This is a genomic window from Pseudomonas sp. B14(2022), assembly GCF_012030485.1.
Lineage (GTDB): Bacteria > Pseudomonadota > Gammaproteobacteria > Pseudomonadales > Pseudomonadaceae > Aquipseudomonas.
Window position 1 is genome coordinate 1 of the sequence record NZ_JAAUVM010000030.1, and the last position, 15,977, is coordinate 15,977.

The following is a 15,977-nucleotide window of genomic DNA, read 5'->3' on the forward strand; positions in this document are numbered from 1 at the left end:
AACACCATGCTGGCAGCCTTGAGCTTGAACTCACTCGAATAAGATTTACGCATATCCAAACACCTCAGATTTGGGCGCTATCATAGCGCCCGATTGAAGTGTCCAAAATCATTAGGCCAGTTCAAGCTCGCTCCTACAGGAGGGAGTTGCCGCCCATAAAAATGCGCCCCGCGGGGCGCATTTTTTTGTTCGGTCAGCTATCGCCTATCAGGCAATTGCATCCCAGGCTCGATCACCGTGCTCGTCCTTGATCCGAGTCGGCAAGCCCATCACGTCCAGCGCCTTGAGGAACGGCTCAGCCGGCAGTTCCTCGACGTTGGCCATGTGTTTCACATCCCACTCGCCCCGGGCGACCAGCAGCGCTGCGGCTACCGGTGGAACACCTGCGGTGTAGGAGATGCCCTGGCTGTCGGTTTCTACGTAGGCTTCTTCGTGATCCGCTACGTTGTAGATGAACATCTCGCGCGGCTGGCCGTCCTTGGTGCCTTTGACCAGGTCGCCGATGCAGGTCTTGCCGGTGTAGCCCGGGGCGAGCGAAGACGGGTCGGGCAGCACGGCCTTGACGACTTTCAACGGCACCACTTCCAGGCCTTCGGCGGTGGTGACCGGCTTCTCGGAGAGCAGGCCGAGGTTTTTCAGCACGGTGAACACGTTGATGTAGTGTTCGCCGAAGCTCATCCAGAAACGCACGTTGGGCACGTCGAGGTTTTTCGACAGCGAGTGCACTTCATCGTGGCCGGTGAGGTAGAGGTTCTGCGAACCCACGACCGGCAGGTCGTCGGTGCGTTTGACTTCGAACATGGTGTTGCTGGTCCACTGGCTGTTCTGCCAGCTCCACACCTGCCCGGTGAATTCGCGGAAGTTGATTTCCGGATCGAAATTGGTGGCGAAGTATTTGCCATGGGAGCCGGCATTGACGTCGAGGATGTCGATCGAATCAATGCGGTCGAAATGCTGTTGCTGCGCCAGCGCGGCATACGCGTTGACGACACCCGGGTCGAAGCCCACGCCAAGGATGGCGGTGATGTTCTTCTGTTTGCACTCTTCCAGGTGGTTCCATTCGTAGTTGCCGTACCACGGCGGGGTCTCGCAGACCTTGCCCGGCTCTTCGTGGATGGCGGTGTCGAGGTACGCAACGCCCGTGTCGATGCAGGCACGCAGTACCGACATGTTGAGGAACGCGGAACCCACGTTGATGACGATCTGCGATTCAGTCTCGCGGATCAGGGCCTTGGTCGCTTCCACGTCCAGGGCGTTCAGCGCGAAGGCTTGGATGTCGGCGGGAACCTTGAGGCTACCCTTGGCCTTGACGCTGTCGATGATGGCCTGGCATTTGGAGATGTTGCGCGACGCGATAGCAATACGACCGAGTTCGTCGTTGTGCTGCGCGCACTTGTGGGCCACCACCTTGGCGACACCTCCTGCACCAATGATAAGAACGTTCTTTTTCAATTGCTTTATTTCTCCTATATCCGCCAGCTTACGAAAGGCTGGACAGGTAGTCGTCGTAACCAAATTCACGAACCACTTCGACTGTACCGTCGAGTTGTTTCACTACGATGGACGGCATTTTCAGGCCGTTGAACCAATTTTTCTTGACCATGGTGTAGCCCGCGGTGTCGATGAACGACAGCCGATCGCCGATGGCCAGCGGACGATCAAATTGATACTCGCCGAAGATGTCCCCGGCCAGGCAGGATTTGCCGCACACCATGTAGGTGTGTTCACCGTCGCTCGGCGCCAGCTTGGCGTTGAGGCGGTAGATCAGCAGGTCCAGCAGGTGGGCTTCGATGGAGCTGTCCACGACGGCGAGGTGTTTGCCGTTGTAGAGGGTGTCGAGCACGGTGACTTCCAGGGAGGCGCTGTTGGTGATCGCCGCTTCGCCGGGTTCCAGGTAGACCTGCACGTCGTACTTCTGCGAGAACGCCTTGAGACGCTGGCAGAAGGCGTCAATGGCATAGCCTTCACCGGTGAAGTGGATGCCACCGCCGAGGCTGACCCAGTTGACCTTGTGCAGCAGCGCGCCGAAGCGTTCTTCGATGGTGTTCAGCATCTGGTCGAACAGGTTGAAGTCGCCGTTCTCGCAGTTGTTGTGGAACATGAAGCCGGAGATCTGTTCGATCACGCCTTCAATCTTCACCGGGTCCCATTCGCCCAGGCGGCTGAACGGACGCGCCGGGTCGGCCAGCAGGTAGTCGGAGCTGCTCACCTGCGGGTTGACGCGCAGGCCGCGGGTCTTGCCTTCGCTGCGTTCGGCAAAACGCTGCAGCTGGCTGATGGAGTTGAAGATGATCTTGTCGCAGTTATCGAGCATCTCTTCGATTTCATCGTCGGCCCAGGCCACGCTGTAGGCGTGCGCCTCACCTTCGAACTTCTGGCGACCGAGCTTCAACTCATACAGCGACGACGAGGTAGTGCCGTCCATGTATTCCTGCATCAGGTCGAACACCGACCAGGTGGCAAAGCACTTGAGCGCCAGCAGGGCCTTGGCGCCGGACTGCTCGCGCACGTAAGCAATCTTCTGCATGTTGACCAGAAGCTTCTGTTTATCGATGAGGTAGTACGGCGTTTTGATCATTTTTGAGAGCCTGCGGTGGTGCCTGCCAAAAAAGGACACGCATTGTGCCCGCACTTGGATCGAATCGAAAGGTTAGCCGGCGGATTTTGCACGCCGGTTTTTCAAGCATAGCCCCGGAGTATGACTATCTAAGGATATGCACTGTCCCGGTGTGGGAGGGGGCTTGCTCCCGATAGCGGGGTGTCGGGCACCCTATTGGCGGGCTGATCCACCGCTATCGGGAGCAAGCCCCCTCCCACATCTTGGCCTATGTCACTTTGCTTCACTGCCATCAAACCGTCATCTCCCCACCACCTTCCTGCCACATTCCGCCGTTACTGTCCTCGCCAATGAGATCGATCTCAAGCGAGTGACCATGACTGATTTGAAAGACGTCGCGCGACTGGCCGGCGTATCCCGCGCGACCGCCGCCCGCACTTTTGCCTCCCCCGACCAGGTGCGCCCGGCGACCCGTGAGCAGGTGTTCGCCGCCGCCCGTGAGTTGGGGTTTAGGCCCAACCTGCTCGGCCGCCAACTGCGCCTGCAAACCACCCAGTTGATCGGCGTGGTAGTGCCCAACCTGCTCAACCCGGTGTTCGCCGAGCAGTTCCAGGCCATGGAGCGTGCCGCGCGGTTGCGTGGCTACAGCCTGGTGCTGGCGACCACCGACTACAGCAGCGAGCGCGAGTGCATTGTGGTGGAAGAACTGCTGCGCCAGCGCGTCGATGGCCTGGTGCTGACGGTCACCGATGCCGAAAGCAACAGCGTGCTCAGCAGCCTGAATACCGAAAAAACCCCGTTCGTGCTGGCCTATCACCAACCAAGCAACCCCAACTACAGCGCCGTGTCGGTGGACAACCGCGCGGGCATGGCCTTGGCCACGCGTTACCTGCTGGAGGCCGGTCATCGACGCATCAGCATGGTCGCCGGCCCCGCCTTGCAGTCCGACCGCGCACGCCTGCGCTATGCCGGTTACTGCGATGCGATGAAGGCATACGGCCTCAACAGCCGCGCGGTGATCGAAATGCCCGCGCATACCCAGGCCGACTTCGCCGCCATCCAGCCGTACCTCAACGGCCCCGACGCCCCCAGTGCGCTGGTGTGTTCCAACGATTTCCTGGCTATCAGCCTGATCGCCGAGCTGCGCCGCAATGCCTGGAATGTACCCGGGCAACTGTCGGTGATGGGCTTTGACGGCATCGCCCTCGGCACCCAGATGCACCCGACCTTGTGCAGCGTGGTGCAGCCCATCGCGCTGCTGGCCAGCACGGTGATCGACCAACTGCTGGCACAGATTGCCGGGAATGACCCGGTTTCCCATTGCCTGCCTTGCCATATCCGGCCGGGCGAAAGTACCCAACCGTTTGAGGAGTCCCTTGATGCGCGCATTCAGTAAAACCCTGGCAGCTGTGCTGCTGTGCGGTGTGGCCAGCCTGGCCCAGGCCGCCGACACGGCTATTTGCTACAACTGCCCGCCGGACTGGGCCGACTGGGGCACCCAGCTCAAGGCCATCGCTGCCGACACGGGTGTGCAAGTGCCGCTGGACAACAAGAACTCCGGCCAGTCCCTGGCGCAACTGGTGGCCGAAAAGGCCGCGCCGGTCGCGGACGTGGTGTATTACGGCGTGACCTTCGGCTTGCAGGCGCAAAAGGCCGGCGTGGTCGATGGCTACAAACCCAAGGGTTGGGAGCAGATCCCCGCCGGGTTGAAAGACCCCGCCGGCCAGTGGTTTGCGATCCACTCGGGCACCTTGGGCATCATGGTCAACGTCGATGCATTGGGTGGCCTGCCGGTGCCGCAAAGCTGGGCCGACCTGCTCAAGCCTGAATACAAAGGCATGGTCGGCTACCTGGACCCGTCCAGCGCCTTCGTCGGTTACGTCTCTGCCGTGGCGATCAACCGCGCAATGGGCGGCGACCTGGACAACTTCGCCCCGGCCATCGACTACTTCCAGAAACTGGCGAAAAACGCGCCTATCGTGCCCAAGCAGACCGCTTATGCGCGGGTGCTGTCCGGCGAGTTGCCGATCCTGGTGGACTACGATTTCAACGCCTACCGCGCCCGCTACAAAGACAACGCCAACGTCGCCTTCGTGATTCCCAAGGAAGGCAGCATCAGCGTGCCTTATGTGATGAGCCTGGTGGCCAACGCGCCGCACCGCGCCAATGGCGAGAAGGTGCTGGACTTCGTGCTGTCGGACCAAGGCCAGGCACTCTGGGCCAAGGCTTACTTGCGCCCGGTACGCCCGGTGACCATGCCGGCCGACGTTGCCGCGCAGTTCCTGCCCGACAGCGATTACGCCCGCGCCGGTGTGGTGGACTATCAGAAAATGGCCGCTGTGCAGGAAGCCTTCGCCGCCCGTTACCTGAACGAGGTCAAGTAAGTGGCTGCATCGGCAAAACAGGCGGCCTGGGCGCTGGCCCCGGCCTTTGCGGTGCTGTTCGCATTCTGGCTGTTGCCGCTGGCGCACTTGATGGTGCTCGGCGCCGAAAGCCGCGACAGCCACGGCAGCGGCTATTGGCAGGTGCTCAGTAGCGCGCAGTATCTGGGCAGCCTGGCGCAGACCTGCGTGCTGGCCATCGTCGTGACGTTCACCGCGTTGTTGATCGGCGGCATCAGCGGCGTGTTCCTTGCGCGCCAGCAGTTTTTCGGGCGTTCGGCGTTGGTGGCCTTGCTCACGTTTCCCCTGGCGTTTCCGGGGGTGGTGGTGGGCTTCCTGGTGATCCTGTTGGCCGGGCGCCAGGGGCTGCTGGCGTCACTGGGCCTGCAGTTGGCCGGTGAGCGCTGGATCTTTGCCTACTCGCTGGCCGGGCTGTTTGTCGGCTACCTGTACTTCTCGATTCCCCGGGTGATCCTCACGGTGATGGCCGCGTGCGAAAGCCTCGACCGCAGCCTGGAAGAGGCCGCGCATTCGCTGGGAGCAGGGCACTGGCGGGTGGTCTGCGACGTGATCGTGCCGGGCCTGGCGCCGGCGTTGGCGTCCTGCGGCGCGATCTGCTTCGCCACGTCCATGGGCGCCTTCGGCACCGCGTTCACCTTGGGCACGCGCCTGAATGTAACGCCGGTGGCGATCTACAATGTATTCACCAACTACGCCAACTTTGCCGTCGCCGCCGCGTTGTCGGTGGTGCTCGGCGCGCTGACCTGGGCGGTGCTGTTGCTCACGCGACGCCTGGTGAAAAATGCGGGGACTGTCTTGTGAAGCGCTCATCGCTGTTTGTGGTTCAACTGCTGTTCACCTTGCTGGTGTGCGCGTTCATGTTGGTGCCGGTGCTGATGTCGTTGCTGGCCGGGTTGACGCGCAATTTCTTCGTCGGCCTGTCCAGCGGCCTGACCTTCGACTGGCTGATCCAGGTATGGCAGGCCTATTCGCCCACCGTATGGCTGTCGTTGCAACTGGCGCTGGCGTGCGCGGTGTGTGTCTGCGTGATCGGCGTGCCGGCGGCGTATGCGCTGGTGCGCATGAACAACCGCTTCAGCCGTGCCTTCGAAGAACTGATGGTGTTGCCGGTGGCGATGCCGGGACTGGCCAGTGCGCTGGCGTTGCTGCTCACCTACGGCCAGTTCGGCACGTTTCGCAGCAGCTGGTTGTTCATCCTGGTGGGCCATGTGTTGTTCACCTTGCCGTTCCTGGTACGTCCGGTGATGGCGGTGATGCAACGCCAGCAACTGCCGGTGCTGGAAGAGGCGGCGGCCAGTCTGGGCGCCGGGCCGATCAAGCGCTTTTTCAGCGTGGTGGTGCCCAACTGCCGGGCGGGGATTCTGGCCGGCGTGCTGATGGTGGTGACCTTGTCGTTGGGCGAATTCAACCTGACCTGGATGCTCCACACACCCATGACCAAGACATTGCCCGTGGGCCTGGCCGACAGCTACGCCTCGGCGCGCCTGGAAATCGCCAGCGCCTACACCCTTATCTTTTTGCTGATGATCGTGCCGCTGCTGATTGCGTTGCAGGCCATCAGCGCTCGTTTGTCCCGTGGAGAGCGTCGATGACCGCTATCACTATCCGCCTGCAAGGCTGTCGCAAGGCGTTCGCCGATGGCACCGTGGCTGTGCATGACCTGAACCTGACCGTCGAAGGCGGTGAAACCCTGGCGATCCTCGGCCCGTCCGGCTGCGGCAAGACCACCACCTTGCGCCTGATTGCCGGCCTGGAACGCCCGGATGTGGGCCAGGTTTTTTTCGGCACCGACGACGTCACCCGCCTGCCCATCGAGCGCCGCGACGTGGGCATGGTGTTCCAGAACTACGCGCTGTTTCCCAACCTCGATGTGGCCGGCAATATCGTCTACGGCTTGAAGATTCGCGGCATGGCGCCGCTGGCGCGGAACAAGCGTTGCGAGGAACTGCTGGAGCTGGTGGGCCTGCAAAATCACGGCAAGCGCAGCATCCACGAATTGTCCGGTGGCCAGCGTCAACGCGTGGCCTTGGCCCGTGCCTTGGCGCCGCGCCCCAAAGTGCTGTTGCTGGATGAACCGCTGGCGGCCCTCGATGCGCAATTGCGCGAGCGCTTGCGCAGCGAATTGAATGAACTGCTGCGCGGCCTCGGTATCACCTCGGTATTTGTCACCCACGATCAGGGCGAAGCCATGGCCCTGGGCGATCGCATCCTGGTGATGGAACACGGCCGCGTCGCGCAACTGGCCAGCCCACGGGAGATCTACCAGAAACCGGCCAATGCGTTCGTCGCCGGTTTTGTCGGCAACCTCAATGCCTTTGCCGTCAGCTCGCGAACCGCCCATGGCCTGAAAGTCTGCGGCGGCGAGTTGCCGTGGCAGGCCGCCGACGTGCCCAACACCGTGTACTGCCGCCCCGAACACCTGCGGGTGATGGAGAGCGAAGGGCACTTGCACGGCCATCTATTGGCGCAGTTTTTCCAGGGCGCCCAAAGCCGCCTGCTGGTGGACGTGGGCGGCCCGCAACCGCTGCTGGTGGACAGCAGCGACAACCACCTGTACGCCGTCGGCGCGCCGATTGCCCTGGCGATTGCGCCGCACATGTTGTTCACCCTGAATGCGTGAGAGTTTGCTTGTGAATCGTCCGTTTCTTGTTGCGCAAATCAGCGACCTGCACCTTAAAGCCGGCCAGCGCCTGACGTATGGGGTGGTCGATACCTTGGGCGCGCTGCGCCGTGCCGTCGACCATTTGAACGCCAGCCAACCCCGGCCCGATATCGTGGTGGTCAGCGGTGACTTGGTGGACTTCGGTCGCGCCGATGAATACGCCGTGCTGCACCCCGAACTCGCGCGCCTGCACATGCCGTGCTACCTGGTGCCGGGCAACCACGACACACGCGGTCCGTTGCTCGAGGCATTCCGTGATCACGCCTATTTGCCGTCGTCGGCAGAGGGGCCGTTGGACTGGGTGGTGGACGAGCATCCGCTGCGCTTGATCGGCCTGGACTCGACTATCCCGGGTGGGCACGGCGGCCAGCTACTGGACAGCCAATTGCACTGGTTGGACGCGCAACTGGCACGACGGCCGGACGCGCCCACGTTGCTGATCCTGCACCATCCGCCGTTTATCAGCGGCATCGGCCATATGGACCGCGAACCCTTTATCAACGCCGCCGCACTGGAGCGCGTCGTGGCGCGCCACCCGCAAGTGGAACGCCTGCTGTGCGGGCACCTGCACCGGCCGATGCAGCGAGGCTTTGGCGGCAGCTTGAGTTGCGTGTGCCCCGGCACCTCCCATCAGATTGTGCTGGACCTGCAAGACGCCGCGCCCGCGCATTTCAACCTGGAACCGGCGGGGTATTTGTTGCATCGCTGGGATGCGCAACACGGCTTGATCAGCCACAACGGTGTGTTCGGGGATTACCCTGGACCGTATCCGTTTTATGACGCTCATGGATTGATTGACTGAGGTTTACGGAGGTTTCACTTCACTCAACTAGCTAACAACTAAGCAATTGAACAACCGTTAACGCCCCGGCCAACGTCACGTTTGGCCGACGGCATCCTGCTGCCCATTTTTTGCGCCCGGAACTTGGATTCCGCGCCGGAGTTCGTCCTGATGAAAGCCACGTTGAATGTATTAAGTGTATTGACCGGCAGCCTGGGCATTGCCCTGAGCCCCTTGGCGTCTGCTGACTTTTTGAGCGACAGCAAAGCCAACTTGAGCATGCGTAACTTCTACTTCAATAACGACAACCGCGACGGCACGGCGGCACCGTCGAAGACCGAAGAGTGGGGCCAGGCCTTTATCCTCAACTACCAGTCGGGCTTCACCGACGGCACCGTCGGCTTTGGCCTGGACGCCATCGGTATGCTCGGCGTGACCCTCGACAGCAGCGCCGCGCGCCATGTCGGCAGCTCGATGATCCCCACCGAAGACGGCAAGGCCACGGACAACTGGGCCCGTGGCGGTGCCACCGCCAAGGCGCGCTTTGCCAAGACCGAAGCGCGCTACGGCTACCTGCGCCCGAACCTGCCGATCCTGGTGAGCAACGACGGCCGCCTGTTGCCGCAGTCGTTCGAAGGCGGGCAAGTCACCAGCAAGGACATCGACAACCTGACCCTGGTCGGCGGCCAGCTTGAGCACACCACCGGTCGCGGCTCCAGCGACCGCAGTGGCCTGGCAGCGGCGGGCGGTACCCAGGAAAGCAATAAATTCACCTACGCCGGTGCGGACTACCAACTGACCAAGGACCTGATGGTCCAGTACTACTACGCCAACCTCGAAGACTATTACCAGCAACACTTCGCCGGGCTGATACATGTATTGCCGCTGGGCGAATACGGCTCATTGAAAACCGACCTGCGCTACTTCAAGACCAGCTCCGACGGCAAAAACAGCAGTGCTGCCGGCCGTGCCGAGGGCTACAAGCTGGGCGGCTATACCAAGAACGGCAACGGTGAAATCGACAACAACACCTGGAGCGCTGCGTTCATCTACTCCCTCGGCCCGCACGCGATCACCGCCGGCTACCAGCAAGTCTCGGACGACAGCAACTTCGCCCAACTCAACCAGGGCGGCCTGGTGAACAAAGGGGAGGGCGGTGCCAGCCTGTACCTCTACACCGACCGTACCGTGCAGACCTTCATCCAGGCCGGCGAACGCACCGCCTTTGCCCAGTACGCCTACGACTTCGCGTCGCTGGGTGTACCGGGCCTTAAGGCCTCGGTGATGTACCTCAAGGGCGAGCACATCCTCACCACCAGCGGCAACGATGCCAGCGAGTGGGAGCGGGACATCTCGTTGGATTACGTGGTGCAGAGCGGCACATTCAAGAACGTCGGGTTCGGCTGGCGTAACGGCGTGTCACGCAGTGAAGTGGCGCGGGACCAGGACCAGAATCGGGTGTTTGTGAGTTATTCGATTCCGTTGATGTAGTACCGCTGAGCCCCTCACCTCTGTAGGAGCGAGCTTGCTCGCGAAAAACGTCAAGGCTCCGCGTGCCTCCAGAATTCGCACGTTATCGTTGACGACCTTCGCGAGCAAGCTCGCTCCTACAGGGGGCCGAGTGGGCGCTCAGTGATAGTGCGTGCGTCGCGGTGTCATCGCTGATCTGATGAAAACCGCAGCGCAGATAAAATGCTGCGGCTTCGGGTGTATCGGTAGATAAACGCACATCTTGGAATTTCACTGCGGCGCAATCCAGCAATGCTTGCACCAGAGCCTTACCCACGTTTCGCCCTCGCATTTCGGGAGTAACGTATACCCGGCGCAGTCGGCCCATTGTTGAGCCGGCGTAGGGATCACGGGAAACGCCGCCGACTGCAATCAGTTGCTTCTGGCAAAACACGCCCAAAAGGTACTCGCCCGGTTGTTCGAACCGATTGGCGCCTGCTACCCACTCTGTGATCAGACGCGTCAGGAACCTGAACCCTTCGGCAATGGCCTGCGCTTCCAACGTGTGGATCTCGTCTGGGAGTTCTTCCAGTCTACGTATCGAAAGGTCTTCGCTGGAGGGCTTCATAGGGACTCTTTGTGTAGGCCTTGAGCGTTGTTGCGATCTCATAGCTGATTGCGTTGCAGAGGCAACTGCCTTGGGTAATGACATCCCTGTCGGGACCTATCCGAAGTAGCGTGGCTGGCACTGTAGCTGTGGCGAGGCTGGTTTTGATCAAGGGTACTCATTTGAAGATTTGTTTAAGCGCATGGTAAGCGCAGTAGATGGGTGCGAACAGCAATGGGTTGATCTATTCATTGCTCACAACATGAGTAGAACTTGTGATCGTCAGGAATAAAATGAGTTTGTCTCACTATGGGTGTATGTCGACAATGGCTGCCATATCTATCGACACTGGAGTTGTAAGTCATGGCAGTCGCTCATTCCCTCGGATTTCCGCGCATTGGACGCGATCGTGAACTGAAAAAAGCGCAGGAAGCGTTCTGGAAGGGCGAGCTTGACGAAGCCGGTCTGCGTGCGGTCGGCCGTGAACTGCGCAAGGCCCACTGGGATCTGCAAAAGCAGGCGGGCATTGAGCTGCTGCCTGCCGGTGATTTCGCCTGGTACGACCAGGTGCTGACCCACTCGCTGATGTTCGGCGTGATTCCCGAACGTTTTCGTCCGACCGATGGCCATGCCACCCTCGACACCCTGTTCGGCATGGCCCGTGGCGTCAGCGACAGCTGCTGCGGCGGTGCCCATGCCCAGGAAATGACCAAGTGGTTCGATACCAACTACCACTACCTGGTGCCTGAATTCAGTGCCGACCAGCAATTCCACCTGGGTTGGGAGCAATTATTCGAAGAGGTGCAGGAAGCCCTCGACCTGGGTCACACCGTCAAGCCGGTGGTGATCGGCCCGCTGACCTACCTGTGGCTGGGCAAGGCCAAGGGCGCTGACTTCGACAAGCTCGACCTGCTTGAGCGCCTGCTGCCGTTGTACGGCCAGATCTTCCAACGCCTGGCCGAGCTGGGCGTGGAATGGGTGCAGATCGACGAGCCGATCCTCGTCCTCGACCTGCCGCAGGACTGGAAAAACGCCTTTGAGCGTGCCTACAACCTGATCCAGCGCGACCCACTGAAAAAGCTGGTGGCGACCTACTTCGGTGGCCTGGAAGAGAACCTGGGCCTGGCCGCAAACCTGCCGGTGGATGGCCTGCACATCGACCTGGTGCGTGCGCCGGAGCAGTACCCGACCATCCTTGACCGCCTGCCGGCGTACAAGGTGCTGTCCCTGGGCGTGGTCAACGGCCGTAACGTGTGGCGTTGCGACCTCGAAAACGCCCTGGCCACTTTGCAGCACGCCCATGAGAAATTGGGCGATCGCCTGTGGGTGGCGCCGTCCTGCTCCTTGCTGCACAGCCCGGTGGACCTGGGCCGTGAAGACCAGTTGGATGCCGAGCTGAAAAGCTGGCTGGCGTTCGCCGTGCAAAAATGCGCTGAAGTGGCGGTGCTGGCGCAAGCGGTTAACCAGCCCGAAGCGCCCAACGTCCTCGCCGCCCTGGCTGAAAGCCGCGCCGTGCAGGCGGCCCGCGCTGCCTCTGCGCGTATCCACAAGCCTGCGGTACAAGCGCGTGTGGCGGCGATTACCCGCAAGGACAGCCAGCGCCAGTCGCCGTTTACCCAGCGCATCGAGAAACAACGTGCGGGCCTGAAGCTGCCGCTGTTCCCGACCACCACCATCGGTTCGTTCCCGCAGACCGCCTCAATCCGCTTGGCGCGCCAGTCCTACAAGCAAGGCAAGTTGAGCCAGGCCGAATACGTCGAAGCCATGCACAGCGAGATTCGTCACGCCGTCGAGGTGCAGGAAAACCTCGGCCTGGACGTGCTGGTGCACGGTGAAGCCGAGCGCAACGACATGGTCGAGTACTTCGCCGAGCAGTTGGACGGCTACGTGTTCACCCGCTTTGGCTGGGTGCAGAGCTACGGTTCGCGTTGCGTGAAGCCGGCGGTGATCTTCGGCGACCTGAGCCGCCCGAAGGCGATGACGGTGGAGTGGATCCGCTACGCCCAGGGCCTGACCCGCAAGGTGATGAAGGGCATGCTGACCGGCCCTGTGACCATGCTGATGTGGTCGTTCCCGCGTGAAGACGTGAGCCGCGAAGTGCAGGCCCGCCAACTGGCCCTGGCGATTCGCGACGAAGTGGTCGACCTGGAAGCCGCCGGCATCCAGATCGTACAAATCGACGAAGCCGCGTTCCGCGAAGGCCTGCCGTTGCGCCAGGCGCAGTGGCAAGGGTACCTGGACTGGGCCACCGAAGTGTTCCGCCTGTGCGCCTCGGGCGTGCGCGATGAAACCCAGATCCACACGCACATGTGCTACAGCGAGTTCAACGATGTGATCGAGTCCATCGCCGCCATGGATGCCGACGTGATCACCATCGAGACCTCGCGCTCGGACATGGAGTTGCTGGACGCGTTCGAAGCCTTCGCCTACCCCAACGACATCGGCCCGGGCGTCTACGACATCCACTCGCCACGGGTGCCGGATGCCTCGGAAATGGCCAACCTGCTGCGCAAGGCCGCCCAGCGGATTCCCGCCGAGCGCTTGTGGGTGAACCCGGATTGCGGGTTGAAGACGCGGGGGTGGCCGGAGACGGAGGCGGCGTTGATTCACATGGTCACTGCAGCTCGCCAGCTACGCGCTGAGTTGGCTTGATATCGTAAAAAATGTGGGAGGGGGCAAGTCGTATCGTCGCACCGCCCCTCCCATATTTAGTCCATGTCAGATCAGAGGTATTTGAGCCAGGTAATATCGCGCCGCCGCGCTTTGAGCCCGGCGAACCAGCGCACCGGCGGGTAGAGCGCCAGGGGCAACACCAACGCCACCAGCCACACCGCACTGATATTCTCGAAGCCAAAGTAGTTGCCATGGTTCAGGCCAAACAGCGCAACACACGCGACATACAGCACTTTCAGCACATAAAGATGCAGCAGATAAAAGAACATCGGCGCCGCACCAAACACCGCCAATACGCCGATCCAGCGTCGATGCCCCACGCGTTCAAACGCCAGCAACAGCAACAGCCCAATCCCCAGGGTCAGCGCCAGGAACAGCAGCGAAGGCGGGTACTTGGTGACGTTGAAAAAGCTCATCAGCGTCTGCACGCCGCTGTCATACGCCTGCCAGGGCTTCTCGCCGTAGCCATTGAGCGCACGCAACAGCACAAACCCCACCAACGCACTCACACCGCCGACCAGCAAATAGCGCTGGCGCACGGCAGGCCGCGTGGCATTGGCAAACCACGGTCCCAGGCCGTAACCCAGGGCAATCACGCCGATCCACGGCAGTACCGGGTAGGTCGTGCGCAGGCGCAGGGTGTCGGACACGTCAATCCAACTGCGTTCATGCAGGATCGTCCACGGAATATGCAGCGCCGAGCCTGGATCGAAGTGCAACCCATCCAGCAGGTTGTGCCCGCCGATGATCACCAGCGCCAGCCCGATCAACAGCAGGCGCGGCAACCACACCAGGGCGGCGAGGGCGAGCATGCTAATGCCAATCGCCCAGATCACCTGGAGGTAGATCACGCTGGGCGGCAGTTGGAAGGTCCAGGCGAAGTTGACCAGGGTGAATTCCAGCACTACCAGGAAAAGCCCGCGCTTGAACAGGAACGCCGACACATCGCGCCGGCCCTGGTATTTCTGGCCGTATAAAAACGCGGATAAGCCTGTGAGCAACACAAACACCGGCGCGCACAGGTGGGCGAGGGTGCGGCTTATGAACAGTGCGGGCTCGGTGCTGTCGATGCTCATCGGGTCGCTGACTTGCCGATGCAGCAGGAAGGTTTCGCGCACGTGGTCGAGTAGCATGAACAGGATCACCAGGCCGCGAAGGGCGTCGATGGAGAGCAGGCGTTGGCGCAGGGGAACGGCATCGGTCATGGGCAGGATCACAGGGCAGGGCGGAAAGTTGGCGTTATCCTATAACATTAATTTGCGCGTTGCCGTGCTTCGTTGTCCAGACTAGAATGCGATCAATTCTTAATTACTCCTTGGCCTCGGCGCCGGTGACTTGCATGTCGTCCCCCCTCAATCTGCCTATCAAGGACCTGTACTGCGAACACCACGGATGGTTGTATCGCTGGCTTGACCGCAAGCTGGGCAATGCCAGCGACGCGGCCGACCTGGCCCACGACACCTTCATGCGCCTGCTGACTCGTCAGGGCAGCGTGGGTTTTGGCAGCGAGCCGCGCGCTTTGCTCACCCATATCGCCAAGGGACTGATGATCGACAGCTGGCGGCGCCAGGAAGTCGAACGGGCCTACCTCGAGACCATCGCCCACCTGCCCGAGCAGCAAGTACCGTCGCCGGAAACCCGCTGGTTGATCCTCGAAGCGCTGTACCGCATCGAAGCCATGTTGCGCGATCTGCCCGAGAAAACCCGCCAGGCCTTCCTGATGTCGCAGATCGACGGTCTCACCTACCAGCAGGTCGCTGACGAATTGAAGGTGTCGCTGGCCTCGGTCAAGCGCTACATGCGCGATGCGTTCCTCGCATGCCTGAGCGTGGCATGAACCCGTCGATCGACCCGCTGATCCTCGGTGAAGCCGCCGACTGGATGGTGCAACTGCAATCTGGCAGCGCCACCGACGAGGATCGCCGTGCCATCGCCCAATGGCAGTGCCGCAGTGCCCAGCACGCCCAGGCCTGGCAACGGGCGGAGGCGATCCTCGGCGATTTCAACAGTGTGCCCGGCGCGATTGCCGGCGACACCCTCAAGCGCATTGGCCGTAAGAGATCCTTCGGCCGGCGCCAGGCCCTCGGGCTGTTGCTGCTGGCGGGGCCGGCAAGCTGGCTGGCCTTGCAGCACAAGCCCTGGCAGGCATGGACCGCCGACCAGCACACCGCCATCGGCGAACAACGCAACCTTACGCTACCGGATGGCACGCGGCTGCTGATCAACACCGCCAGCTCGCTGAATATCGCCTACACCGACAACGTGCGGCGTATCGAGTTGTTGCAAGGCGAAGTCATGATCACCACGGCCCAGGACCCTGCGCCGACTCATCGTCCGTTTATCGTGCAGACCCGCCACGGCACCGCCCGCGCACTGGGCACGCATTTCAGTGTGCGGGTCGGTGAGCAGAGCAGCCGCGTGGCGGTGGTCGACGGGGCGGTGGAAATGCTGCCGCAGCATGCCAGCCGTGGGCTGATTCTCAAGGCCGGCGAGCAGAGCGCGTTCGGCAGCGACAGCGTGGCGGCGCTGGCGCCGCTGGATGTTGGCGCGCTGAGCTGGGAGAACGGCATGTTGCTGGCGCAGCAGATGCGCCTGGCGGATTTGCTTGAGGAGTTGGGCCGCTACCGGCATGGCGTGTTGCGCTGCGACGCCAGTGTGGCCGGGCTGAGCGTGTCCGGCGCGTTCCCGTTGCGTGACACCGATGCCAGCCTGCGTCTTTTGCAGGAAACCCTGCCGGTAACCATCAGCAGCTTGACCGGCTACTGGGTAACGATTGAGCCACGCTGAAATTTTTACCCGTTCGCTGATACCTTTTTCGTTGTCGCCCGGTGTAGGGGAGAACCCTC

14 protein-coding genes are annotated in these 15,977 nt (G+C 61.8%); 10 read left to right on the top strand and 4 right to left on the bottom strand.

Annotated features, from left to right (window positions below; translation table 11 throughout):
- Positions 1-207 precede the first annotated feature (207 nt).
- Both HCF10_RS28280 and HCF10_RS28285 read right to left on the bottom strand, forming a co-directional pair.
- On the bottom strand, positions 208-1,452 hold the full coding sequence (locus tag HCF10_RS28280) for a saccharopine dehydrogenase family protein (protein ID WP_032889518.1): 1,245 nt from the start codon (positions 1,450-1,452) through the stop codon (positions 208-210).
- Between the two features lie 28 nt (positions 1,453-1,480).
- On the bottom strand, positions 1,481-2,578 hold the full coding sequence (locus HCF10_RS28285; protein WP_131699893.1) for a carboxynorspermidine decarboxylase: 1,098 nt from the start codon (positions 2,576-2,578) through the stop codon (positions 1,481-1,483).
- Positions 2,579-2,933: 355 nt separating this feature from the next.
- Here HCF10_RS28285 and HCF10_RS28290 point away from each other — a divergent pair, with 355 nt between their 5' ends.
- The 7 genes from HCF10_RS28290 to HCF10_RS28320 all read left to right on the top strand — a co-directional run bounded on the left by HCF10_RS28290 (position 2,934) and on the right by HCF10_RS28320 (position 9,893).
- Positions 2,934-3,953: a LacI family DNA-binding transcriptional regulator gene (locus HCF10_RS28290; protein ID WP_167656851.1), complete on the top strand. Its 1,020-nt coding sequence runs from the start codon at positions 2,934-2,936 to the stop codon at positions 3,951-3,953.
- Positions 3,937-4,941: an ABC transporter substrate-binding protein gene (locus HCF10_RS28295; RefSeq protein WP_131699895.1), complete on the top strand. Its 1,005-nt coding sequence runs from the start codon at positions 3,937-3,939 to the stop codon at positions 4,939-4,941. Before HCF10_RS28290 ends, HCF10_RS28295 begins: the two co-directional genes overlap by 17 nt.
- Positions 4,942-5,760 carry an ABC transporter permease gene (locus tag HCF10_RS28300; protein ID WP_131699896.1) on the top strand — a complete coding sequence of 273 codons (819 nt, stop codon included), beginning with the start codon at positions 4,942-4,944 and terminating at the stop codon, positions 5,758-5,760.
- Complete coding sequence (locus HCF10_RS28305) at positions 5,757-6,551, top strand: ABC transporter permease (RefSeq protein WP_167656852.1); 795 nt, start codon at positions 5,757-5,759, stop codon at positions 6,549-6,551. Before HCF10_RS28300 ends, HCF10_RS28305 begins: the two co-directional genes overlap by 4 nt.
- A complete protein-coding gene (locus tag HCF10_RS28310; RefSeq protein ID WP_131699897.1) occupies positions 6,548-7,579 on the top strand; it encodes an ABC transporter ATP-binding protein in 1,032 nt (343 codons plus the stop codon). The genes HCF10_RS28305 and HCF10_RS28310 overlap by 4 nt, the downstream gene beginning before the upstream one ends.
- Before the next feature lie 10 nt (positions 7,580-7,589).
- Positions 7,590-8,423 carry a metallophosphoesterase gene (locus tag HCF10_RS28315; protein WP_167656853.1) on the top strand — a complete coding sequence of 278 codons (834 nt, stop codon included), beginning with the start codon at positions 7,590-7,592 and terminating at the stop codon, positions 8,421-8,423.
- A gap of 150 nt (positions 8,424-8,573) precedes the next feature.
- Positions 8,574-9,893: an OprD family porin gene (locus HCF10_RS28320; protein ID WP_167656854.1), complete on the top strand. Its 1,320-nt coding sequence runs from the start codon at positions 8,574-8,576 to the stop codon at positions 9,891-9,893.
- An 82-nt stretch (positions 9,894-9,975) separates the two neighbouring features.
- Here the strand turns inward: HCF10_RS28320 and HCF10_RS28325 are convergent, their stop codons facing one another.
- Positions 9,976-10,479 carry a GNAT family N-acetyltransferase gene (locus HCF10_RS28325; RefSeq protein WP_167656855.1) on the bottom strand — a complete coding sequence of 168 codons (504 nt, stop codon included), beginning with the start codon at positions 10,477-10,479 and terminating at the stop codon, positions 9,976-9,978.
- A 342-nt stretch (positions 10,480-10,821) separates the two neighbouring features.
- Between HCF10_RS28325 and metE the strand changes: the two genes are divergently transcribed.
- Positions 10,822-13,110, top strand: coding sequence for a 5-methyltetrahydropteroyltriglutamate--homocysteine S-methyltransferase (gene metE / locus HCF10_RS28330; RefSeq protein WP_167656856.1), 2,289 nt, complete (start codon positions 10,822-10,824; stop codon positions 13,108-13,110).
- Between the two features lie 71 nt (positions 13,111-13,181).
- On the opposite strand, the gene HCF10_RS28335 is transcribed toward metE, so the two are convergent.
- On the bottom strand, positions 13,182-14,336 hold the full coding sequence (locus tag HCF10_RS28335; RefSeq protein ID WP_167656857.1) for a DUF1624 domain-containing protein: 1,155 nt from the start codon (positions 14,334-14,336) through the stop codon (positions 13,182-13,184).
- Between the two features lie 134 nt (positions 14,337-14,470).
- On the opposite strand from HCF10_RS28335, the gene HCF10_RS28340 reads away from it, so the two are divergent.
- Together HCF10_RS28340 and HCF10_RS28345 are read left to right on the top strand one after the other, a co-directional pair.
- Positions 14,471-14,968 carry a sigma-70 family RNA polymerase sigma factor gene (locus HCF10_RS28340; protein ID WP_131699902.1) on the top strand — a complete coding sequence of 166 codons (498 nt, stop codon included), beginning with the start codon at positions 14,471-14,473 and terminating at the stop codon, positions 14,966-14,968.
- The gene (locus HCF10_RS28345; RefSeq protein WP_131699903.1) at positions 14,965-15,918 is read left to right on the top strand and encodes a FecR domain-containing protein; all 954 of its coding nucleotides are present in this window, start codon (positions 14,965-14,967) and stop codon (positions 15,916-15,918) included. Before HCF10_RS28340 ends, HCF10_RS28345 begins: the two co-directional genes overlap by 4 nt.
- Positions 15,919-15,977 lie beyond the last annotated feature (59 nt).